The sequence below is a fragment of the Indibacter alkaliphilus LW1 genome (assembly GCF_000295935.2).
GTDB lineage: Bacteria > Bacteroidota > Bacteroidia > Cytophagales > Cyclobacteriaceae > Indibacter > Indibacter alkaliphilus.
In genome coordinates, this window is record NZ_ALWO02000040.1 from 22,481 (window position 1) to 45,481 (window position 23,001).

The window sequence follows — 23,001 nt, forward strand, 5'->3', positions numbered from 1 at the left end:
GTGGTCGGCTTCTAGCTATTTTAACTAAGCCTCTGGAAAAACACTTAGTAAAGTCGAAGGATTTCATATCCATGCTTAATTTGTTATAATCGAGCCTTATCGATGCATACAGGCCGCTAAAAGTTTGATTGATTATTAAGTGATAAATCTCATTACACCTTTCCCATAGATAAAAGCCTCGTAATTCGTAACTCGTAACTCGAAAATGATTCTCTATCTATCAAAGAAAGACCTTCTTCTACTGACTTTCAAATCCTGAAGAATGGAAGATTTCACACGTATATCTACACTGTAAGAGGTGAATCTGCCAAACGGAATCCAGTTGACACCCATCTGCCAGCAGTGTAGATCGCGATCAATTCCCAGCATGGTTTGTGTAATCTGCGCAGTCATAAAGTCATACCCCCCACTGAAATTGATTTTCCACTTTTCCGAAATACTGACATTCCCGTTGATATTCAATGCAGATGTCACATTCACCTGTCCATCTTGCCTTCTGTTGTAAGCAATGTTGTACCCGAATCCTAAATTCCAGGGGATATCCCAATCGATATAGCGGGAAGGGTCATTCACTACCCTATTGATTTCTTCTTCCACAAATTCATTCATCTGACCACCTTGTTGTAAAAAGTCATTGGTCATATCTTCCCTCATTTCACCAGGTGTTTTCTGACCGCTAGGATTGATGTTCCCATTGATATTCATCTGTGCGGATCTCAAAGTACCTATACCTTGACCTGCAGTCCAGGCAAACTGGTTGATCCTGCGGGTAATCTCCTGGCCGGTTTGCAGGTTATTGGTGGTTCTTGTAGCGTAAGGATCCAGGTTACCGGAAAGGTTGACTGACAACTTATTGTCAAAAAATGAGGTCCTTGTATTGAAGTTGATGGGCGAAAGATTAAAGGAGTCAGCTGCGAAATTATAATTCGTAGAAATATTCAATGACTGTAGCAAAGGGATTTTCTTTGTGGCAGCTTCTTCGGCATCATCTTCCCTGGTTTTCAATTTGGCTTCTACCACATTTCTGATATTGATACTCAAAGACCTTTGTTCTCCCAAAGGTGCTCCACCAAAAATAAAACCCTGATGTCTGGCAAATAGCTGTGTTCTCCCCTGCTCATCTACCTGCACCTCCTGATAAAATCCAAATGCCGGGTTCGAGAAATCCGGTGTCAGATTAAACCCAAAGGATGGCTGCATGTGATGTCTTATAGCCTCGATTTTTTTACTTTTCTTGAAATTGTAAAATCCATAAACATTGGTATTCATGGCAAATGAAGTATTGTAGAAGCTGACCCTGTTGAACCCGCTTTCCAAAATTCTATCTACCCTATTTTCTACCGGATTGTAAAAGAAATTGATCCTTTCCAAGTACCACAATTCAGTGTAATTCACTGAAGCCGTACCCGTGAAATATTTGAATAGGGTGAAATTGGAGGTAATAGGAATGGTGTTTCTCGCCCCATTATCAGCATCTCTTAGCAACTGAGGTAAATTAGCGAATGTGAAAGGAAGCACGTTCTGTTGAACAATATCCAAATCTCCCTGAGCCTGCTGCAAAGCTTGATTCTGTACACCAAATGCAGGGGTAATTCTGTTGTTAATAGAATTTTGCATATTGAAGTTCCAGGCGATGTTCAAGGTCTTCAGAGGCTCAAAGCGCACATTTGCAAAAGGATTTTGCCTGTTCATGTTGATTGCAATGTCAGGAAGAATCAGGTTGACCTCGTCATTTTGAATATTTTGGGAATGCCTCAAATTGGCAGACATACTGAAAGGAGTCCCTGCAAAAGTCTTACTGTAAGAGACATTGGAAGAAAATTCTGAGTTGACGTTATTGGCAAAGCTGGCCGGGTTGATCACTACATTGTTGTAATTGGTAGTACCTGCATTGACAGAAGCCGAAAATCTTGATGTACCCCTAGTCTCTGGCGCATGGTTCCAGTTGACCCAGATGGTATTGTAATCCTGGGCTCTTTCAGGAAGCTCTGTCTCAGGGCTCTGAAAACGTTGGTAATCGATATTGAAGGCTCCATTATAGCGGTATCTCTTTTTATATACAGTAGCAGCTTTGGCACCATAACCACCCTGAGTATACACATCTCCTGTAACCCTGGTATGGATGTAATCATTGAAGGCGAAGTAATAGCCAAAATTCCGAAGGAAAAATCCCCTGACCTGTTCCTGTCCATAGGAAGGAAAAACTATTCCTGAAGCTTTTTCATCAGGAGTGTCAGGAATGATCCCAAAAGGCAGACCTGCAGGCGTAGGAATGTTATTGAAATAAAGGTTAAATGGGCCAGTAACTACTTTGTTGCCTCTTATGGATTTGATCTTTGCAGCATTGATATGCCAATGAGGTTCGGCCAGATTACAGGTGGTATAAAAACCTTTGTCCATGTAGATACTTCCATCCTGATCTTTTTTGATAGTCTGCCCCCTCAAAAGCCCATCCTGCTGTTCTGTCACCACGTCTTTGATAATGGCTTTTTGACTTTTGAAATTATACCGCATTTCCTTGCGGATTTCATAGGTAGTCTGTCCTTCTTTAAATATAGGGTTCCCTGTAATATTACCTGTGGAATCCGTGATTCCCGAGGCGAAAAGCTCATTTTTATCCCAATCAATTATAATCAGGTCAGCATCTAGCCTGATATTTCCATACTCAAACCAGGCATCGTTGTATAGATAAACTTTATTTTGGGTAAAGTCTGTGATGATACTATCTTCGGCGTAATAATTGATAGTGGTCTGGATATCACCTTGGGGAACGTCTGCTTCCGGGTCTGCTGGATCAGGAAGACTGTCCGACAATGACATGTGCAGGGAATCCATCAAGCTATCGACGTCTGGAAACTGAAGGGCATTGGGGTTGAGGACAGTGTCAGGTGCGGTAAGCCTTTGCTCCGGATCTCTCTGCTGGGAATATCCAGTCTCTGGCAATGCCATGATGAGAATCAAGCCAAGCAAATAAAACCAGTAATTCCGCACTAATTGATTCAAATTTAATTAAAAATGTATAAATTTTGCCCGAGCAAAGTTAATAGGATTCAGTACGCATGAAACGATTCAAAGTGAAAAATATTCTTATTATACCAATTTTAACATTCTCCTTCCTTCTTGCCGGATATTCAACAGCCGGGCCTAAGGAAACACGCACTGAAAGGGTAAAACGGGTCGTAATTGACGCAGGTCATGGTGGCAAAGATCCCGGTGCTTTGGGTTCTTCCTCCAAAGAGAAAGACATTGCGCTTACTGTTGCTTTGCAGGTGGGTAAATATGTGGAAGAACTGCTACCAGGAGTGGAAGTAATTTATACACGAAAAACAGATACATTTTTGGAATTGAAGGAAAGGGCCAATATCGCAAACAGAAACAAAGCAGATCTTTTTATCTCAATCCATTGTAATGCAGCCGGTAACCGTTCTGCTTATGGAACGGAGACTTTTGTCATGGGAACCAAAAATTTCGAAGCTAACTTTGATATTGTCAAAAGAGAAAATGCTGTAATTCTTTTAGAGGATAATTACGAAGAAAATTATGAGGGTTTTGACCCGAATTCGCCTGAGTCTTACATGATGTTTAACCTTACTCAGAAAGCTTATTTGTCCAACAGCATTTCCCTGGCCGCCAAAGTTGAAGATGATTTCAGAACAAGAGTCAACAGACACAGTCGAGGAGTGAAGCAAGCTCCACTTTATGTACTTTGGACTACATACATGCCTTCAGTACTTGTAGAATTAGGTTTCATTTCCAACGTCAATGAAGAGCGTTTTTTGAAAAGCCAGCAAGGCCAAACCTACTTGGCTTCTGCCATATTCAGAGCCATCAAGGCTTACAAAGAAGAATTGGATGAAATGTAATTGTGAAGGATTGTTTTTCATTCCTTTGGGAGTAAACTTTTCCTCCACATTTGATACTTACTTCTAAAAGAGGTTATTTTAGCTTTTAGAAAATTAAACCCAAAATACTTTATGGATATTGAGTTCAACAAGAATGAAGACCAAAACAAGCAATTACTTTTTCAACTCAAGAAAAAACTGGAAACTGTCAAACTGGGCGGTGGTAAATCCAGAATAGAGAAAGAACACCAAAAAGGGAAGCTTACAGCTAGGGAAAGAATCGCTTATCTCACGGATGAGGGAAGCGAATTTCTCGAAATAGGTACGCTTGCAGCCGATGGAATGTATGCAGAAGAAGGAGGTTGTCCTTCTGCCGGCGTGATTACAGGAATTGGCTACGTACAGGGTCGTATGTGTATGATTGTAGCCAATGATGCGACGGTCAAAGCAGGAGCGTGGTTTCCCATGACAGCCAAGAAAAATCTGCGGGCACAGGAAATTGCTATGGAAAACCGTCTGCCCGTAATATACCTGGTCGATAGTGCTGGAGTCTTCTTACCCAAGCAAAACGAAATTTTTCCGGACAAAGAACACTTTGGTAGGCAATTCAGAAACAACGCCAAGATGTCATCCATGGGCATCGTTCAAGTTGCTGCCATTATGGGAAGCTGTGTGGCAGGAGGAGCCTATTTACCTATTATGTCAGATGAAGCCTTGATCGTAAACAAGACAGGTTCCATTTTTTTGGCCGGGTCTTATTTGGTCAAAGCGGCTATAGGTGAAAGCGTCGACAATGAAACGCTTGGAGGAGCCACAACTCATTGTGAAATCTCAGGAGTCACTGACAACAAATACGATACAGACCAGGAGTGTCTGGATGCCATCAAAAAGATTTTTGAAAAAATCGGCAGCAATGAAAAGGCTGGGTTTGATCGAGCTGAGGCCAAAATGCCAAAAAATAAATCAGAAGACCTCTATGGAGTATTCCCAGTAGACAGAGTGAAACCATACGACATGCTTGAAGTCATCAAGCACCTGGTGGATGATTCAGCATTTGATGAGTACAAAAAGGATTATGGGAAAACCCTTCTCTGTGGTACAGCCCGAATCGACGGTTGGGCGGTGGGCATCATAGCCAATCAGCGCAAAATTGTCAAGAATAAAAAAGGAGAAATGCAGATGGGAGGGGTGATTTACTCAGATTCTGCAGATAAAGCTGCCCGTTTTATCATGAATTGTAACCAAAGAAAAATCCCATTGGTCTTCCTCCAAGATGTAAGCGGTTTTATGGTTGGTTCCAAGGCAGAACATGGAGGCATTATCAAGGATGGTGCAAAAATGGTCAATGCCATGGCCAATTCCGTAGTGCCGAAATTTACCATTGTATTGGGCAACTCTTATGGTGCCGGCAACTATGCCATGTGCGGTAAAGCCTATGATCCAAGATTGATATTTTCATGGCCAACAGCACAAATGGCAGTTATGAGCGGTGCTTCCGCTGCCAAAACCCTTCTCCAAATCAAGGTAGCTTCTCTCAAAAAATCAGGTGAGGAAATCACTGCTGAGGATGAAGCCAAACTGCTCAAAGAAATAACAGACAAATACAATGAGGAATTAAGCCCATATTATGCAGCAGCAAGGCTTTGGGTGGATGGAGTAATTGACCCTCTAGAGACCCGAAAAGCACTCAGCATGGGAATTGAAGCGGCCAACCATTCCCCCATCACGGAGCGGTTCAATGTTGGTGTTATTCAAACTTGATATTTCAGGCTTTGCAGACTATCTGCAAAGCCTTTTTTCCCTTTTTTGAAATCAAAAACCTCAGATTTACGGTTTTTATAAAGCAGGATATTACTTATCTTGAATGAAAAGAATGAAGATGGAGCATCTCTCAGAAAAAGAACTTCACGCATTGGTCTCGCTTTTAGACGATTCAGACATGGAAGTAAAAAGTCACGTCCGTGAAAAGCTCGCGTCTATTGGTCATGAAGTTATCCCCTTTTTGGAAAAAAAATGGGAAGAAAGTTTCAACCCTGACATTCAAAAAGAAATCGAAGAACTTGTGCATGACCTTCAGTTCAGTCAATTGAAACAAAGGCTGACTGATTGGAAAAAAAGTGAGGAGAAAGACTTGCTTACCGGACTCTGGATCATCAACACCTATCAGTATCCTGATCTGGAATACGAAAAGCTCAATGCTGACATGCACCAGATTTACTTTGAAGTCTGGACTTCCTTTAAAAATGACCTAATGCCTTATGAGCAGATCCGGATCATCAACAGCGTTTTATTTACCCAGTTGAGATTCTCTGCCAATACCAAAAACTTCCACTCTCCGGGAAATTCCATGTTGAGCAACGTACTGGAAACCCGAAAAGGAAACCCCATCAGTCTTTGCGCGATCTATTTGCTGGTGGCTCAAAAACTAGGTTTACCCGTGTACGGAGTTAACCTACCAAACCTTTTTGTCCTTACATACCAATCTAAGGATGTCTCATTTTACATCAATGCCTTTAACAAGGGCCTTGTTTTCAGCAAAAAAGACATACATAATTATTTGGAACATCTCAAAATAGAGCCAAGAGATGAATTTTTTGAACCTTGTACCCATAAGGATATCCTTGTCAGAACCCTCAGGAATCTAATCGTTGCTTTTGAGAAAATAGGAGAATCCGAAAAAGTAACAGAGGTCAAAGAGCTTTTGGAAATCCTTCAAAATTAAATCCCTCTATCTTAAGTCCATTTTAATATTACATCCTACCGGCCTGCTCGATGCGGGGCTAGGGTTTCTTCTATTCAATATTGCCGTTAGAGCATTTTCCAAATACTTCATATTGGCATTAGAAGCTACTTGGGGATTATTGTCTATTGCACCTCTATATACAATCGAGAAACCGGTCTGACTTGGGGTTACGACCACTGCTTCAGGAAGTTTAGTGGCTGAGAACATTCGCGTCACCTCTTTTTGGGAATCATCAAGGAAAGCCAATTCAATTCCTTTAGCTGAGGCTCTTTCCTTATGCTCATCCTGGGACTCTCCCTCTTCAAGTCCATAATGAGGATTAACCAAAATAATTTTTACACCTTGATCGGAAAATTGCTTGTGAAGACTGACAATCCTTTCTTCGTAGAGTTTAGAAAAAGGACAGTTCAAACTGGTAAAAATGACTACTATAGCTTTTTGATCTCCGTGCCCGGTAAGTTCAAACGACCCTCCCGTCAATATATCATTCAACTCAAAGTTTTCTACACGCTGTGCATACAGCGCAGAACTCATTAAGAATCCAAATAGCAAAATTGGTAAAATCCTCTTCATTTCAGGTAGATTTTTTTGGGTATAATATTTACAGCAAAGAGTTTACCAAACTGTATAAGTAAGAATGATATCAGCCTCTCTTTCTACTTTTACCTGATAATGATGATCTGAAAATTCGGTTCCGTAAATTCTTCCTTTGATCAGACTATCTCCTTCAGCAAAGGGCTCAAGTAAGATATTATTTTTCAGACTGACCCCTCTTTTACCCTGGCACTTAAATATAGATTCCTTAGCAGACCAAGCGATGGTATGCAATGCCGGGTCATTGTTCAAAAAATCCATTTCTTGCTCATCAAGAAATTTGGGGCCAAGCCGAACCACCTTTTCCCTTATATAATCCAGATCTATTCCCACAGGCATATCTTTGTGAAAAATTGCCGCTGCCACACCTTTTGTATGGCTCAGAGACACAAATCCATATCCGTCCATAGGGTGGGATTTACCATTTTCGTCTTTGAAAAATCCAGGATAGGGAAGCGAAATACAATCCAGTGCAGATTTGATTGCAATACGAGCGCTTTTCCATTCCACCTGTTTATCTGCTCGGGAAATATTGGCATATGATAATTTCTCTCTGAAACTCAAAAAATCGATGTCATTCCCTGATACTTCTTCAATAATATTTACAGCCAAAGCTGATAAAGGACTAATTTTTTCTATTTTTGTTTGCATAGGCCCCTCTCGGGTTTATTCGCTAATCACTGCAATATATGTTAAAAATCCAAGTCAATAAACTTCATACGCTGACAGGACACAATGATTGTATTTATGCTTTGGTAGAAGGGCCAGATCCAAGGTTTTTTTATACAGCATCAGGAGACGGGATGGTTGTCGAATGGGATATGGATAATCCAAAGGACGGCAAACTTATGGCCAAAGTGGCGCATTCTGTTTATGCACTCGAGGTGGACAAAGAAAGAAACCTCCTTTTTATAGGACATAATTTTGAAGGAATTCATGTGATTGATCTTGAAAACAGCAAAGAACTTTGGTCTATCAAACTTACAGATCAATCGATCTTTGATATCAAAGCCATAGGCAACGAGCTGTATGTAGGTACTGGTGACGGAGTTTTGATCATTGTGGATATAGAAAGCAAAACCGTAAAAAAACATATCAAAATCGGTAAGAAAAGTGTTCGGGTCATGTCCATTGATCCTAGCAAAAGACAGTTGGCAGTTGGCCTTTCGGACAATTCCATCAAAATTTTCAATTTGGCAGACCACTCTCCCTTACATAACCTTGAAGCTCACAATAATTCTGTTTTTGCTTTGGCCTATGCCCCAAATCAACCAATTTTGGTCAGCGGTGGTAGAGATGCTTATTTGAATATCTGGAATGCTTCAGCATACTCCTTGGAGGAATCCATCGTTGCCCATATGTTTGCTATCAATTACCTTTCCTTTAGGGAAGACGGGAAGTATTTTGTTACCTGCAGCATGGATAAGTCCATCAAAGTTTGGGACAGTCATAGTTTCAAACTGCTCAAGGTTATAGACAAAGCCCGTTATGCCGGACACGGCACTTCAATCAACAAAGTGCTATGGAGCACTTACAACCATCAAATCGTTTCTGTCAGCGATGACAGGCAAATCTCCATTTGGGAACTTCAACTATAATACCTATGAGAATTACGCCTTCCGAAATACGTGAAAAGTCCTTTGAGAAAAATTTCAGAGGATATGATAAAGATGAAGTCACCGACTTCCTTAAGTTCCTTAGCCTTGAATTTGAAAAACTGGCTCAGGAAAATGCCGAATTGGCAAGAAAGCTTGAACAATCTGAAAAAGAAGCCAATAAACTCAAAGAGGTCGAAGAATCTTTGTTTAGGACACTGAAAACTGCTGAAGATACAGGAGCCGCAATGATTGAGGAAGCTAGCCGATCTTCGGAGGAACTTCTTTCAGACGCGCATCAAAATGCCGAAGCGATGGTGAAGGATGCTCAAAGTCAGGCCCATAATCTTATTGAAGGGGCTGAACAGAAAGGCAGGCAAATTATGGAAGACCTCAAAGCTGATGTCAAAGGTTTGATCGAGGATTATTCTTCACTTTTGGCACAGCGGGACTTGGTACTCAAGAATCTGAAAGCACTATCTGAAGACATAGAAGACAACATATCCGTATCTCAGGAAGCTTTCAAAAAAGTTAACGTGGAAGTACACATGAAAATGGTGGACAAACTCAGCAAAGCTGGCGCCTTTACCATGACCAAGGCACCTGAAGTACAGCAAGCTGAACCAATACTTGAAAAAGTAAAAGAGGAAAAAATTGAAAAAACCATAGAGCCAGAGCCTGAAGTCAAGGCAGAAAAAGAACTGGATATCAGTTCTTCCGAAGAATCTGTTGAAGTGCAAGAAAAAGACGAAGTAAAACCTGATGTAGTAGAAGCAAAGGTAAAAGTTGTAGAAGAGGAACCAGAGGTAGTTCAGAGTAATATGGAGGAAGCTTCAACTGAAAACCCAGAAGGAGAAAATAAGAAGAAACAAGAAGATAAGGGCGGTTCTTTTTTTGATCAATTTGACTGATGGGTAAAGTTTCACTAGAAGGGATTGAGTTTCACGCGTACCATGGTGTTTTCAAGGAAGAAACCAAGCTGGGCAACAGATTTACAGTGGATATTCATGTAAATACTGATTTCAAAAAAGCCATGCTAAAGGATAGCCTGAAAGACACTGTGGATTATGGTAAGCTGTATAACATTGCCAAATCACACATGCAGGAACCTGTCAAACTTTTGGAACACTTGGCTCATCTCATGATTCAGGATATTTTAAAAGTCTACCCTGACCTGCTATCTATAGGCATTGTCATTAAAAAACACAATCCCGCACTGGGAGGAGTCGTCAACTACTCAGTGGTCACAGTAAATTACCCCGATGATTATGTTTAAAAAATATCTGATTCTTTTAGTTTTCTTTTTTCTCACGCTGCCTGCTTTCTGTCAGTTTGAGATTTATAAAGTTTTTGACAAAAATAGTAATGAGGTGAGTTTTGAAACCTTAGCCAAAGAAGCTAAGAATTTTGAATTGATCTTTTTCGGAGAATTGCACAATAACGGTGTAGCCCATTGGCTACAACTTCAACTTTTCAAATACCTTTACGAGCAGGAAGGCTCCCCAATACTTGCAGGGGAGTTTTTCGAAAAGGACGATCAATTGAATATCAACGAATGGTTTGCAGGTAAAATCACCGACAAGAACTTCGAAGCAGAAGCCAAGCTTTGGACCAATTACGGAACAGATTACAAACCTTTGATGGTTTATGCCAAGAAAAATAACGTCCCTTTTGTAGCTAGTAATGTTCCAAGAAAATATGCCTCTTTGGTCAGTAGAGAAGGGCTTAAGGCTTTGGATTCACTGAGCCTCGAAGCGAAAAAGCACTTACCTCCTCTTCCCATCACAGTAGACCGGGAACTTCCCGGTTATGCAGCAATGAAAGAAATGATGCATGGATCGTCCATGAATGTAGATTATATGATAGATGCACAAGCACTTAAGGATGCAACCATGGCATTTTCCCTTTTTGAATTTATAGGCGAAGAACACAATATCCTTCACATCAACGGCTCTTACCATTCCAACAATTACGAGGGAATAATATGGTATGTCAGACAGGCATTTCCAGATATAAAAATCCTCACCATCAATACGGTGGAGCAAGATGATATAGCGAGCATTGATGAAAAAACCTCTAGGACAGCTGATTTTACTGTGGTACTCCCATCAGATAGTCCCAAAAGCTATTAAATGTATTCCAGAGCAGAGACAGCCAAAATCAGAAAGGACTTTTGGACTGCTTTTGGGCAGTATATGAAACCTGTCCCGAATGCCGATGGGCTGAAAGTCAATTGGCAAAATTATAAGACAGGAGTCAAACAGATATTTTTCAGAATGAAAGCAGAGCGCGGCTTTGCTTCAATCGGCATAGAGCTGAATCATAAGGATGAAGAAATTCAGGAACTCGTTTTTGGTCAGTTTCAGGAATTCAAAAGGCTCCTTGAAGCTGAACTGCAGGAGGAGTGGGACTGGGAATTACATACCTTTGATGAATCCGGAAATGTTGTTTCCAGGATTCAGACAGTGCTGGACAAAGTCAATGTAATGGACAAGAATGACTGGCCTGCCATTATCAGTTTTTTAAAACCCAGAATCATTGCCCTTGACGCTTTCTGGTCAAATATCAAACCTGCCTTTGAGGATTTTTAGAAACCTCAGAGAAAGTATTCAATCATTTTTTTTCTCCAAAACCTAAGGAGAGTCCTTGATAGGTAATCCCTTCGATAACAACATTACTAATTCAGGGTAACACTTTTGCCCTCAACGGATATACATCTGTCAATAGGAGCGCATGCAGCAAAAGGGAATGCATGTGAAGGTTAATTGAAAGTAGCATCAATGGAAATTTCATCAAATCAGACCAAAGCGGCTCGCGGTAATCTCCTTCCGAGAGATTTATGAGTAAAAAAATTCCTTGAGACAAAAAATTTAAATTCATATATTGATACTTAAGTAAAATTATATTCCGAATGATACGGATTGTTTTTGTTTAAATTTCTTTTTCAATCAGAACCACCAAAATTCTACAATCATGAAAAATCTAATCAAAGCCCCATTGCTTTACATTGGGAGTATACTCCTATGCCTGGTAATAGCCTGTGAAACTCAAAAAAACGAAGAATCAGAAAATCCATTAAAAGGTGTGAAAACGCCATATCAAAAAAATGAGCTCGTTTTTTCCTATCAAAATGAAAAAATAGCCCATCATCTTAGAGATTCTGTTGAAAGTTATATTTATAGTAAATTTCCTAATGCAATTAAAGTTGTTTGTAATGATTGTATCAACTTAGTAGAACTATATAGAGCTGAAAACCTCGAGTACTACCTTACAGACATTCTGGAGTTCTTTACCGATGGGCACGGAGAAATAAAAACAGCTCGCCCCATTAATGTCGCCGGCACAACCGGAGATAGTAGCTTAGCCGTGTCTTTAAATTATTTATTTAAAGTTGACCAACAAGGAAACAATACGGGTAGAAATGTTTTAAACCCTTCAAACTTAACCTCTAGGAAAAACCTTGTTATAGCAACTTTAGATTCAGGTTTAGATACCGATTTTTTCCCAAAGGATTATTTAAAACAGGTGGAATCACTTGGAAATTGTTATTCTGAAAATTCCTTCGGCTGGAATTTTACAGGCCCTGAGTTCAATGATGATTTCCACGATGATACTGACTCCAAGCATGGAACAGTAGTTAACCTATATATGCTGGAGGAGTTAATTGCAGGGAAATCAGGAATTCCGGAGTTTTTGCCAATCAAAGTACTGGACAAAGACAATAATGGTTCTTTATTCTCACTACTATGCGGATTACACTTTGCCAAAAGCCAAAAGGCTGATTTGATCAATATGAGTTTAGGGTTTTATGACAACATGAAATATCCGGATTTTCCTGGCGAGAAACATCCAATTATGGGGCATTTAACAAGAAGTTTTTTGGATGGTCATCAAATGTTGATGGTGGCTGCTTCTGGAAATGTTGTTGAAGAAGGACAAGAAAGAAATTTGGAAAAGAATTGGTTCTATCCAGGTGTATTAAGTAATATGGGCGAAAAAAAACCTTCAAATGTAATTACAGTAACCACCACTGGAATTGATCGTCAAAGCGTTAGCGCCAACCAAAATTATTCCAGTAAATATGTGGATGTCGCTATCCGATCCGATGCGGATTACGGCTTTAGGTTGCCATTTGTAAATACCCAAAATCATGAAGAACTAATTGCAGGGTCTTCCTTTGCCACAGCAATCATGACCGGTAAAATCGCTGTCCGATGGGATGATTCTTTCCGGAATATTAATTTTCAAAGAAGTCCGAAAACCGATTGGATAAATGAAGTTCTACCTCCAGAAGGTCCTGTAAATGTTAATCTTAGTAATCAAGTTAACCGAGGAATTTCTTATATTAGGTTGAACAACCGGCAATAAGGTGAACTTTCTAAGGAGCTTATTATTTATTGTTTTTATTTTTCAATTTAAAGCAGGTTTCTCCCTGGCCCAGTCCGGGCAGGAACCTGCTTTTTGGTTAGATCAGGTCAACACAGTCAATAATGATCCAGAACTTTCTTGGTCTGAAAAACTCGATAAAGTAGAAGCAATCCGACTCCGATTTTTAGAGGATAACCAAAAAGATGGGGTTTATGCCAAAATCATCCACCGCATAGCTGATTACAAAAGAATCCTGGGCGATTTCTCAGAAGCCATCAGTCTGATGCAAGAAGCTATAGCCATCAATAAATCTGACGTTCCTCATGCTGAAGAATATTATCTTTCATATACCTTCTGTAATATAGGGATAGCTTATCAGGAATTGGGAATTCAGGAAAAAGCAGAGGCCTACTATGACAGTGCGTTCAACTTACACAAAAAATACCCTGAGGAAACTTTTTCCCCTGCCTACATTTCATTCGACAGAAGAACCGTCTACAGCTTTAATAAGGGAGAATATCAGCGCACGGTAGACATGCTGGATTATGCATTGGGAGCCATCCATGGTTTGGAGGGTACTATTCAGGAAACCTTGCTCAAGATAAAAAAAGGCAGAGCGCTCCTGGAACTTGGAGAAATCGAAAAAGCGGATGAAATTTTTCAAAACAGCATAGGCATTTTTGAAAGTGAACAGGCTTCAGGGGAGTTATTGGGTTTTGCTTACAATGCATACGGCATTTACCTGGCAGCGGTGGCAAGACCCGAAGAAGCTGAGACTTATTTCTCAAAAGCCATGGACCTCTACCAAAAAATGGGGTATTTGGGAAGCGTACTAGCCTCTCTTGATGAGCTTTATTACACTTGGGCAAAAATAGATGACCAAAAAGCCCTAACCTATCTATACCAAGCACTGGATCTCCTTGAGCCATATCCTGATTCGAGGCAAAACATGTCAACACTCAACAACATCGGGGCTACCTATACGCGCTTGGAGCGCTATGAAGAGGCAATGGAGTATTTTCAAAAGGCCATACAGATTGCCGTAAAGGGTTTTGAACCTAAAGATCAATACCAAAACCCCACGCTTGCACAAATCAGACAAACGGACAATTATTATGAAGTCGCCATGATTCTCAAAAGTAAGGGGGAGGCCATATCGAAGCAATCTCAAATGGAAAAGTCAGATCCTGTAATTTTGGAACATGCCCTTTTTCATTTCAGACTCAATGATCAGGTGATTGATTTGATGAGGTGGAACCAACAGACTGAGGGTTCTAAAGCATTTTGGAGGGGATATACAAAACCAATCTATGAATTGGCCATACAAGCCTGCCTGGACAAGTATGACTTTGAAGGGGCATTTTACTTTATGGAAAAAAGCAGGGCCGTGATGCTCAATGACCAGCTAAGTGAAATGGGAGCTATGAGGTTTATCAATGAAAGTGACCTATATAAGGAAAAAGAGCTCAAAACCGATGCTATAGCTTTAAAAAATGTGCTTTTAGAGAAGGAATCCGGAAGTGAAGATTTTCAGAAAGCCTCAGTGGACTGGTTTGAGGCCCAGTCTAAATATGAAACTTTTATCAAAGAATTGGAACAGAGATACCCCAGCTACTACCAATATAAATACGATACTTCTGTCCTTTCATTGCAACAGCTTCAGGGAGAAGTGCTGGCTGGAGACCAAGCTTACTTATCCTACTTTGTGGGAGAAGAAGCCAGTTATGTTTTGTTTGTAGCTAAAGATCAAATAGGGCTTAAAAAGATTGAAGCAAAAGATCTGGAGAAAAGAGCCGCTCAGCTTCTGGAACTGACTTCCAACAAATCCAAACTCAACAGTGATTTTGGAACATTTAAAACCATCTCGCAAAGGCTTTACAGGGAATTGGTCCCTGAAGAAATCAAGGAATATCCTAGAGTTATGGTTTCTCCCGATGGTTTTTTCCTTCCTTTCGAATTTTTGATCACAGACTCCTCTAATGACAATTCCTTTATGTTGAAAAGTCAGGCCTTGAGTTATACTTATTCAGCAGGTTTTCTAGCCAAAAACCAAAAAGGAAATATAAAGCATTCCCTTTTTGGCCTAGCCCCGGTAAATTACAGTACTGACATTCAGCAGGCCAGTCTTCCCGGAGCAGACCTTTCACTTAAGAAGATCAGAAGCTTTTTTCCAAAAAACAACCTACTCACTCATGAGCGTGCCACCAAACAGAACTTTCTGAATCATCTTTCTGATCATTCCATCATTCAGCTCTATTCTCACGCAGTGGCTGATGCCGATGGACAGGAGCCTCGCCTTTACTTCTTTGATACATCTATGCCACTTTCGGAATTGCAGCTTTTGGGAGGAATACCGGCACATTTGATTGTATTGGCGGCGTGTAATACCGGGGTAGGGAAATTGGTGAGAGGAGAAGGGGTGTTTTCTCTGGCAAGAGGCTTCGCTGCAGCCGGTATTCCCAGTAGCATCACCACGCTATGGGAAGTGGAAAATCAGGCTACTTATGAACTCACAGAGTTGTTTTACAGATTTTTGAGTGATGGTCTTCCTAGCGATGTGGCCCTACAGCAAGCCAAATTGGAGTTTTTGGAAAAATCAGAAGGCCAAAGTTTACCCTATTTCTGGGCAGGGCAGGTTCTTGCGGGCAGGTCAGATGTTTTGAAACCAGCCTCAAGTTTGGGATCATATTACATATACCTCTATATTATAATAGCGCTATTGGCAGTTGTTCTTCTTTACTATAAGAACCGACCATGAAATGGTCGAACCTCTCAATAGCCACAGGTGCAACCTGGGGTTTTGGATAATTATTAACATGTGAAGAGCAACCCTGAAAGGGTTGAACTTATTAAAACTTACAAAATCATCATTCCCCAATTCCAGAAATGTGAAACTTTATCTGTGTCAATCTGTGAATATCCGTGGTTACAAAAAAAGACCTTCGGGGTTTTCAAAACCCCAAAGGTCAGGTCGTCGCTCACTTTTGACACCGTAAGTACGGTACCGAAGATTCTACGATTTTTCACGCAATGATCGCAAAGAAATTCGCAATGATCGCAACGTGGGTTTTACTTTTAATTCATGTTTACTTCGTTGCGACCGATGCGTTATCGTTGCGACCGCCGCGAGAACTATAAATCACTATTTTAAGACCTTCGAGCTTCGAAAAAACCCCAAAGGTCATTATACTACATGATTAGCCGCTTACTTACCAGTAGAACCTAAATAATGGAACAAACCTATGATTTCTAGCCAATCCCGATAAACCGGGACAAGTTATCAATGAATATCCAATATCTAATAGTATCTGATTGATCTAGGCACTTATTTAAATTGGCTAGTGGTGTAATTGCGGATATACATATTACACAATCACCTTAGTCGTCCCCCCACCCTTCAAGGTGATTTCAACCGGTTTGTTCATTTTCCAGCTTCCGCCTGTAAAATCAGGCACATCAATGGAATTGGATCTATGGGCCACTGACCATTCGCTCAAAGGAGAAATCGCTGACCACAATGCTGCATCATACACATCCTGATCCAAAGGCAGTCCATTGCGCAGGCAATCTATCAACCTCCAGTCCATCATAAAATCCATACCTCCATGTCCACCAATCTGCTTGGCCAGTTCCCCGACCTTTCGGACAATTTCAGGCGTATATTTTTGCTCTATAGCTTTCACTTCCTCTTCTTTTAGCCAACTGTGTTCCTTTGAAATCTTTTGCACAGGGTACTTTTGTGCAAAAGCCTTTGTCCCACTGATGGCATGTAATCTGGAATAAGGCCTTGGGGAAGTGACATCATGCTGGATCATCATGGAGCGCCCCTTTTTGGTCTTGATGATGGTGGTATTCATGTTACCTCCGTACTGTTTCTCCGCAAAGGAACCAAAGAAATTATCTTCCTCCGCAAGTTCCCTTGCTTTCGCAGCCATATGGAAATCTGCACTGGAAAGCGAAGTCAGGTAATCCATCTGATCCCCTCTATTGATATCCATGATCTGACATACCGGACCAAGCCCATGCGTAGCGTAGAGGTTCCCATCTCGGTAATTCTCCTTCAACCTCCACATATCCTGATATCCACCATCACTTTCTTTCATGAAATTAAGCCATAGCAGGTCATGAATATAGGCTCCTTCGGTATGGATGATTTCTCCAAAAAAACCATCTCTGGCCATGCTTAGGGTCATCAACTCAAAAAAGTCATAGCAGCAGTTTTCCAACATCATGCAATGCTTCTTGGTACGCTCCGAAGTTTCTACCAATTGCCAGCATTCCTCTAAGGTCTTGGCAGCAGGCACTTCCACAGCGGCATGTTTTCCGTTTTCCATAGCATAAACAGCCATCGGGGTATGCCAATCCCAAGGTGTGACAATGTAGATCAGGTCCAGGTCATTTCTATCCACCATTTTTTTCCAAGCATAGACCGATCCAGAATAAGACTCCGGATTGTGTTTGGTTCCTTTAAGCTTTTCCTTGATTTTGTCTACCCGCTCAGGTATCAGGTCACACAATGCTTTGATTTCCACCCCTTCGATTTTACTCAAACGGTCAACAGCTCCCGGGCCTCTTTGCCCTAGACCGATTACTCCTACCCGCACAGTCTCCAGTTTGGGAGCAGCAAAGCCACTCATATTGAAAAGTTGGTCATGTCGCTTTTGGCTCAAATTAAGTAACTGCACAGGGGATTCTGCTTTGGAAAACTGGGGGATGGCTGATCCTACCAACCCTAGTCCTGCCAATTTGATAAAGTCTCTTCTATTATTGCTCATGGATGTGGGAAATAAGATTTTAGATTTGGGTCTATTGAAATATCGAATGAAGATAGAAGATAAAAACATGAGTCAAAACTTCTGCTAAATTATGGATGATAAAAGTCAAAAAAAGCTTGTTACTTGATTCATTCCTATGCAATTCTAGAAAGACAGCCCCTAATTGTAGCGCTAAGCCAGTAAAACGTTAAAAAGTAAGATATTCCTCTTAACAAATATATTTTGTTAAATTAGAACATAAACGTGATTCCAATTATCTATGAATCCTCAGAGACAAGAAGACACAATAGATAGATTAATCAAAGTTGCTGATAATCTTGAGCCAGAGATTAAGAGTTTTTTTATTAGCTATCCACATTTCCTAGAATATTTTGAAAACCTACCAGATAAAGAAATTAAAATAGAAAACCTCATTATTGGAATTAGCTTTACTTATTCATGGATGCCTACCATTTTAAAAAATATTAATATCCAGAATAAATCCGAAATACTTAGAATATTTAAATGAATTGAAATTTGCATCAAATTTCGAAATCTTCGAAAAGAAAATGATAAAGAGGGTAGGTTATTCTATAAAGCCTTTAAGGGCTTTAGAACTTGGATTTTATCATAATCAAGTTTAAAAATGAAAACCTACAAAGAACAAATTATAGATACGATTAATGAGCTCTGGGAGGCTCGGATCAAAGTTTTTGGTTTGCTTGTTTCGATGGCCATGTCCAATGACTATAAAGAGATTAATGATGCTTTTGAAATTGGGGATATTGTTAATTTTGAATATGCACACTTTGAAGGTATAACTGATACCAACATTCGAGCTTTAATCAGTCTATCCAAACAAATGGATCAGACAATAGAGACAATGATGAATATCAATGGTATCAAAGACGAGGAGGTCAATCTTTATTAAGAAAGTAAACCACATACAATCAAAAGAATCAAACTCTTCTTTAAACTTTAAAATATCCTCCTTTTACTTACTGATTGACAACTAGTACAGGAATAGATTTATCATTGGCTATAAGCCTTTCTGCAACAGATCCGATCAGAAAATCACTGTCATTGTGGCTCCCTTTTCGGCCAATTACAATTAGGTCAACTCCTTCACCAATAGCATAATCGTAGATGGTTTTACTGATATGCTCGTCTTTCCCAAAGATCATGGTGCACTCAGGCGTCTTATCGAGTTTCTTTTTTAATTGCCTGTATCTTTCTTCAGCCTTTCTTTTGAGTTCCTGCTTGATATCTTTGGTGTCTTTGATATACGGGAAGAATTGCATGGACAATTTGATCACATGGAGCAATTCCAAGGAAGCTTCTGCCTGTTGGGATAGTTTCAGGGAGAGTTTCACTACAGGTTCGCTGAATTTGGAAAAATCAATTGGAGCCAAAATAGCGGCTACACTCGGACGGGCCATTTCCGGCACAAACAAACAGGGAGTTTTGCTTAAACGAACCAATTTCGAACTCAAAATCCCTGATCCTTCGTAATAGCCTTTTTTCCCCAGCAACATCAAGTCATAACCTGAGGAATCTATAAATTTAATCAGGTCTGTTATGGATTTTTCTGTTCGTATTAGGATGTTGACATTGGCATTGTTTGGTCCAAACTGTGCTTCAACCTGTTCCATCAATTCCTCTGTTAAAACATCATTGAGACTGCGTCCCTCGGCGGCAAGTGCCTCCCTAACTCCAGCAGGTAGATCTTCTACTTCCAACCAATGGATGATGTCAAGTTGTTTGAATTCAAATTGTGTGTCCAGTTTTTTGATGTACTTCAGCAAGAGCTCGTCCATGGAACTGAGATCTGCTAACAGTGCGATACGGTCTAATTTGTTTTCCATCTTTATTTTGTTTTGTCGGAAGGATCTGATTTCTTTTCCTGATTGCGCTTTTGTACATTTTTCCAAACTACATCTGCCAATTTACTCTCGTAGTCTTTTCTACTTTTCTCTTGCTTCAACACTTCTTGCTGAGCATATTCTTGCTGCAAGCCCTTCCGAAGCGAATAAGCCATGACCAGCAAGATAAAGAGGAAAGGAAGTCCTGTGGTAATTGTTGCTGTCTGCAAAGCAGTCAAGCCACCACCTATCAACAGTACTGCGGCCACTGCTCCTTCTGCATTGGCCCAGAAAATTCTTTGAGCTACAGGCGCATCGAGCTTGCCTCCTGCGGTGATACTATCGATTACCAAAGATCCTGAATCTGAAGAAGTGACAAAGAAAGAAGCGATCAAGATAATTCCTACAATAGAGCCTATGGTAGTAAAAGGAAATTCATTGAGAAAAACAAAAAGGGCAGTAGCTTCATCTTGAATGATATTATCTGACAACACACTCGTGCCGCTATGCAAATCCAAAAATATTGCGCTCCCTCCCATAGCACTAAGCCAGAAAAATGTCAAAAAGCTTGGGATCAATAATACTCCTGTGACAAATTCACGAACAGTCCGTCCTTTGGATACCCGGGCGATAAACATTCCTACGAATGGGGACCAAGAGATCCACCATGCCCAGTAAAAGACTGTCCAATCCCCTTGCCAACCTTTGTCCCTGTATGCTTCTGTCCAGGTAGCCACTTCCACGATACTGCTCAGGTAGTTGCCAATATTTTGTATGGTAGAGCGGAAGATGAATATAGTCGGCCCAACAATCAAAATAAACACCAACAGCGTGGCTGCTATGCGAATATTCCATTCACTAAGTACTTTAACTCCTTTTTCAACTCCAGCTACTACTGACAGCGTGGCGATTAAGGTGATACCAGCTATCAAACCAACTTGTAGCCATACAGTATTTTCAATATCTGTCAAAAAAGCTATTCCAGCCCCCACTTGCTTGACTCCCAAACCTAGGGAAGTTGCCAATCCAAACAGTGTTGCCAATACAGCAAAAACATCGATCACATCGCCAATCCAACCGTAAATTTTATCTCCAAGTATTGGATAAAATACTGAGCGGATGGTGAGTGGCAGTCCTTTGTTGAAAGCAAAAAAACCAAGACTCAAAGCTACCAAAGCATATATTGCCCAAGCATGAAAACCCCAGTGCATAAAGGTATAATTCATTGCTTTTTCCGCAGCTTGCACGGTTCCTCCTTCACCAAATGGAGGAGACCTGTAATGGAATACCGGCTCGGCTACACCCCAAAACAACAAGCCTATCCCCATCCCCGCACTGAAAAGCATAGCAAACCATGCCGCTGTGGTGAACTCTGGCTCGGCATCTTTTCCACCTAATCGAATACTACCATATTTACTGAATGCCAGGTAAATACAGAAAATAACAAAAGCATTTACTGTAATGATAAATATCCAGCCCGTTTTGTCGGTGATCCAGTCCTTAAACACTCCAAAAAACTCCTCCATTGGATCTCCAACGATCAGGGTCACTGAAATGAAAAGAACGATTAAGCCTATAGCTGGCCAAAAAACAGGCTTATGAATATCAAAGTATTTCTTAGACATATTGAATTATTTTTTCTGACTATTACGTCATGTTTTACATTCAATTCTATGGAAGACTCTTTTGAAATCAGATTGTCAGGTTGAAAACTAACCTTTCCAGTCAAAAGTAATATCCCATATTGATATTGAGACGGGTATTCCAGCCCGGTCTATTATTTATTGGATTATCTATACTCACAGGCTGACTGACATCCTGAATCCCTCTGCCAGTGCCCAATGCATTTCCTCCAAACTCCCCTGTAAGCCAAGGGTGATTGACACCTCTGGCTATGTCAAAGTAAGCATAAATATGCCCAGCAGTTACAAGCGCTCCAAAAACGTTCTGCTGTGTATTGGCAAACCTTACCCTTTCATTTCCTAAAACCACTTCATTGAATTTTTGCATGTAGGTATAATTATTATACAGCTGTATATTCCTTATTGGACCCCAGGACACAGGAATATCATAAGCCAATCCAGCCAAGTACATGGCTGCCTTACTGGCTACATCATAAGTGCCAAATCCATAAGCTCCCATTTGAACCACGTCCAAGGTATTACCTGCATCATCTCTGACATCCACATAAGAGTAATACAAAGCTTGGGTTTTTAAATTCCATCTACCATAATCCTGTTCATAATGAACTGCAGCCGCATAATTTCTACCAATTTGCGAGGTAACTTGGTTAAAAACCTGATGCGTTTGAAGTGAAAGGCCTAATTCCGCATTGCCTACTTGTCTGGCTGCGCGGATGTTCCATTGATGTCTTTCAATATTATTATTCCCTTCAATGGGTACCACATCATAGCTGTATCTTGCTGTGGATGCTTCACCAAAAGAGAGTTCATTGGTGCCTCGAGGCTCACTCATAAGAAAATAGGCTGCATTGAGCGTCCAGTCTTTCCATTTTTTAGTGTAGTTGAACCCCATTTGATGATCATCTTCCAAACCTATATAATAGGGTAGCTGAAACCACCAGTTGTGGGAGGCATAAGTTAGCAGACCAAATGGTACTTGCGTGATTCCAAATTGTAGGTTATTGTTTTCATTAAAACGGTAACCTACCCAGCCAAACTTGATAAAATGTGTATTGAAGGTGGGGAAAAAACGATACTGAAAAGCAAACTGTAAACCATCTTTGTAGGCGTCAATCTCCAACCACCAGGTATCCCAAGTCCATTCATTTTGTATGAAAGTTCCCAATGGGGCAGTCTTCCCTTCATAATGAGTCCAAATTGCATTTAAACGAAAAGCTCCTCCTACCCTTACCCAGGAAGTGTCGGGATTAGTTTCTCGAATAGCCCAGTTTCCAAATTCTAAAGTTTCCTTATCCGTTCCTCTGGGTTTAGGTATAAAGGGAGATTCTCCTACTTTACTGCTCACTGAAACCGTATCCGATTCATGTATCCCTATAAAAGCAAAACTTTTTGGCAGTAAGAAAAACAGAAAAATTGCACATGCAAGATGTCTTACTTTCATTTTTGAATTGGTTTAAATCCGGCCATTCAAATAGTTAAATCTAATCAAGACTTAACAATAAATTGGGAAAACTTTTCCTAAACTAGATGAATGCTCGCAATATCTTGAATAGAAGTTTAGGCTCAAAACAAATTAAAACAAATAATTGATTTTTAAAGA

At 40.4% G+C, this 23,001-nt stretch carries 19 protein-coding genes; 12 read left to right on the top strand and 7 right to left on the bottom strand.

The window, feature by feature from the left end:
- Nucleotides 1–213 precede the first annotated feature (213 nt).
- Nucleotides 214–2,949 (bottom strand): putative LPS assembly protein LptD, encoded by a 2,736-nt coding sequence (locus A33Q_RS15185; RefSeq protein ID WP_016255352.1) that lies wholly within the window; start codon nt 2,947–2,949, stop codon nt 214–216.
- 110 nt (nt 2,950–3,059) lie between these two features.
- Here A33Q_RS15185 and A33Q_RS15190 point away from each other — a divergent pair, with 110 nt between their 5' ends.
- The 3 genes from A33Q_RS15190 to A33Q_RS15200 all read left to right on the top strand — a co-directional run bounded on the left by A33Q_RS15190 (nt 3,060) and on the right by A33Q_RS15200 (nt 6,564).
- Nucleotides 3,060–3,863: an N-acetylmuramoyl-L-alanine amidase family protein gene (locus A33Q_RS15190; RefSeq protein ID WP_009034637.1), complete on the top strand. Its 804-nt coding sequence runs from the start codon at nt 3,060–3,062 to the stop codon at nt 3,861–3,863.
- Nucleotides 3,864–3,974: 111 nt separating this feature from the next.
- Nucleotides 3,975–5,603, top strand: a complete 1,629-nt coding sequence (locus tag A33Q_RS15195; RefSeq protein ID WP_009034638.1) for an acyl-CoA carboxylase subunit beta — start codon at nt 3,975–3,977, stop codon at nt 5,601–5,603.
- 118 nt (nt 5,604–5,721) lie between these two features.
- Nucleotides 5,722–6,564, top strand: coding sequence for a transglutaminase-like domain-containing protein (locus A33Q_RS15200; RefSeq protein ID WP_016255354.1), 843 nt, complete (start codon nt 5,722–5,724; stop codon nt 6,562–6,564).
- 6 nt (nt 6,565–6,570) lie between these two features.
- Here A33Q_RS15200 and A33Q_RS15205 read toward each other — a convergent pair whose 3' ends face one another.
- Both A33Q_RS15205 and A33Q_RS15210 read right to left on the bottom strand, forming a co-directional pair.
- Nucleotides 6,571–7,158, bottom strand: coding sequence for a redoxin domain-containing protein (locus tag A33Q_RS15205; RefSeq protein WP_009034640.1), 588 nt, complete (start codon nt 7,156–7,158; stop codon nt 6,571–6,573).
- A gap of 42 nt (nt 7,159–7,200) precedes the next feature.
- Nucleotides 7,201–7,830, bottom strand: coding sequence for a 4'-phosphopantetheinyl transferase family protein (locus A33Q_RS15210; protein WP_009034641.1), 630 nt, complete (start codon nt 7,828–7,830; stop codon nt 7,201–7,203).
- Nucleotides 7,831–7,868: 38 nt separating this feature from the next.
- Here A33Q_RS15210 and A33Q_RS15215 point away from each other — a divergent pair, with 38 nt between their 5' ends.
- From A33Q_RS15215 to A33Q_RS15250, 7 genes are all read left to right on the top strand, one after another.
- On the top strand, nt 7,869–8,777 hold the full coding sequence (locus A33Q_RS15215) for a WD40 repeat domain-containing protein (RefSeq protein WP_009034642.1): 909 nt from the start codon (nt 7,869–7,871) through the stop codon (nt 8,775–8,777).
- Between the two features lie 5 nt (nt 8,778–8,782).
- Nucleotides 8,783–9,685, top strand: coding sequence for a DivIVA domain-containing protein (locus A33Q_RS15220; RefSeq protein WP_009034643.1), 903 nt, complete (start codon nt 8,783–8,785; stop codon nt 9,683–9,685).
- Nucleotides 9,685–10,050: a dihydroneopterin aldolase gene (gene folB, locus A33Q_RS15225; RefSeq protein WP_009034644.1), complete on the top strand. Its 366-nt coding sequence runs from the start codon at nt 9,685–9,687 to the stop codon at nt 10,048–10,050. The genes A33Q_RS15220 and folB overlap by 1 nt, the downstream gene beginning before the upstream one ends.
- Nucleotides 10,043–10,906 (top strand): ChaN family lipoprotein, encoded by an 864-nt coding sequence (locus A33Q_RS15230; RefSeq protein WP_009034645.1) that lies wholly within the window; start codon nt 10,043–10,045, stop codon nt 10,904–10,906. Before folB ends, A33Q_RS15230 begins: the two co-directional genes overlap by 8 nt.
- Entirely contained in the window at nt 10,907–11,365 is a 459-nt protein-coding gene (locus A33Q_RS15235) for a DUF4268 domain-containing protein (protein ID WP_009034646.1), read from the top strand.
- Nucleotides 11,366–11,747: 382 nt separating this feature from the next.
- Nucleotides 11,748–13,142 (top strand): S8/S53 family peptidase, encoded by a 1,395-nt coding sequence (locus A33Q_RS15245; protein WP_009034647.1) that lies wholly within the window; start codon nt 11,748–11,750, stop codon nt 13,140–13,142.
- Nucleotide 13,143: 1 nt separating this feature from the next.
- On the top strand, nt 13,144–15,900 hold the full coding sequence (locus A33Q_RS15250) for a CHAT domain-containing protein (protein ID WP_009034648.1): 2,757 nt from the start codon (nt 13,144–13,146) through the stop codon (nt 15,898–15,900).
- Between the two features lie 607 nt (nt 15,901–16,507).
- Here A33Q_RS15250 and A33Q_RS15255 read toward each other — a convergent pair.
- Nucleotides 16,508–17,917, bottom strand: a complete 1,410-nt coding sequence (locus tag A33Q_RS15255) for a Gfo/Idh/MocA family protein (RefSeq protein ID WP_009034649.1) — start codon at nt 17,915–17,917, stop codon at nt 16,508–16,510.
- A 259-nt stretch (nt 17,918–18,176) separates the two neighbouring features.
- Between A33Q_RS15255 and A33Q_RS15260 the strand changes: the two genes are divergently transcribed.
- Together A33Q_RS15260 and A33Q_RS15265 are read left to right on the top strand one after the other, a co-directional pair.
- Nucleotides 18,177–18,425 carry a hypothetical protein gene (locus tag A33Q_RS15260; protein ID WP_009034650.1) on the top strand — a complete coding sequence of 83 codons (249 nt, stop codon included), beginning with the start codon at nt 18,177–18,179 and terminating at the stop codon, nt 18,423–18,425.
- 117 nt (nt 18,426–18,542) lie between these two features.
- Complete coding sequence (locus tag A33Q_RS15265) at nt 18,543–18,827, top strand: hypothetical protein (RefSeq protein WP_009034651.1); 285 nt, start codon at nt 18,543–18,545, stop codon at nt 18,825–18,827.
- 67 nt (nt 18,828–18,894) lie between these two features.
- On the opposite strand, the gene A33Q_RS15270 is transcribed toward A33Q_RS15265, so the two are convergent.
- The 3 genes from A33Q_RS15270 to A33Q_RS15280 all read right to left on the bottom strand — a co-directional run bounded on the left by A33Q_RS15270 (nt 18,895) and on the right by A33Q_RS15280 (nt 22,842).
- The gene (locus A33Q_RS15270) at nt 18,895–19,761 is read right to left on the bottom strand and encodes a universal stress protein (protein WP_009034652.1); all 867 of its coding nucleotides are present in this window, start codon (nt 19,759–19,761) and stop codon (nt 18,895–18,897) included.
- A 2-nt stretch (nt 19,762–19,763) separates the two neighbouring features.
- Nucleotides 19,764–21,383 carry a BCCT family transporter gene (locus A33Q_RS15275; RefSeq protein WP_009034653.1) on the bottom strand — a complete coding sequence of 540 codons (1,620 nt, stop codon included), beginning with the start codon at nt 21,381–21,383 and terminating at the stop codon, nt 19,764–19,766.
- A 100-nt stretch (nt 21,384–21,483) separates the two neighbouring features.
- The gene (locus tag A33Q_RS15280; RefSeq protein WP_009034654.1) at nt 21,484–22,842 is read right to left on the bottom strand and encodes a porin family protein; all 1,359 of its coding nucleotides are present in this window, start codon (nt 22,840–22,842) and stop codon (nt 21,484–21,486) included.
- Nucleotides 22,843–23,001 lie beyond the last annotated feature (159 nt).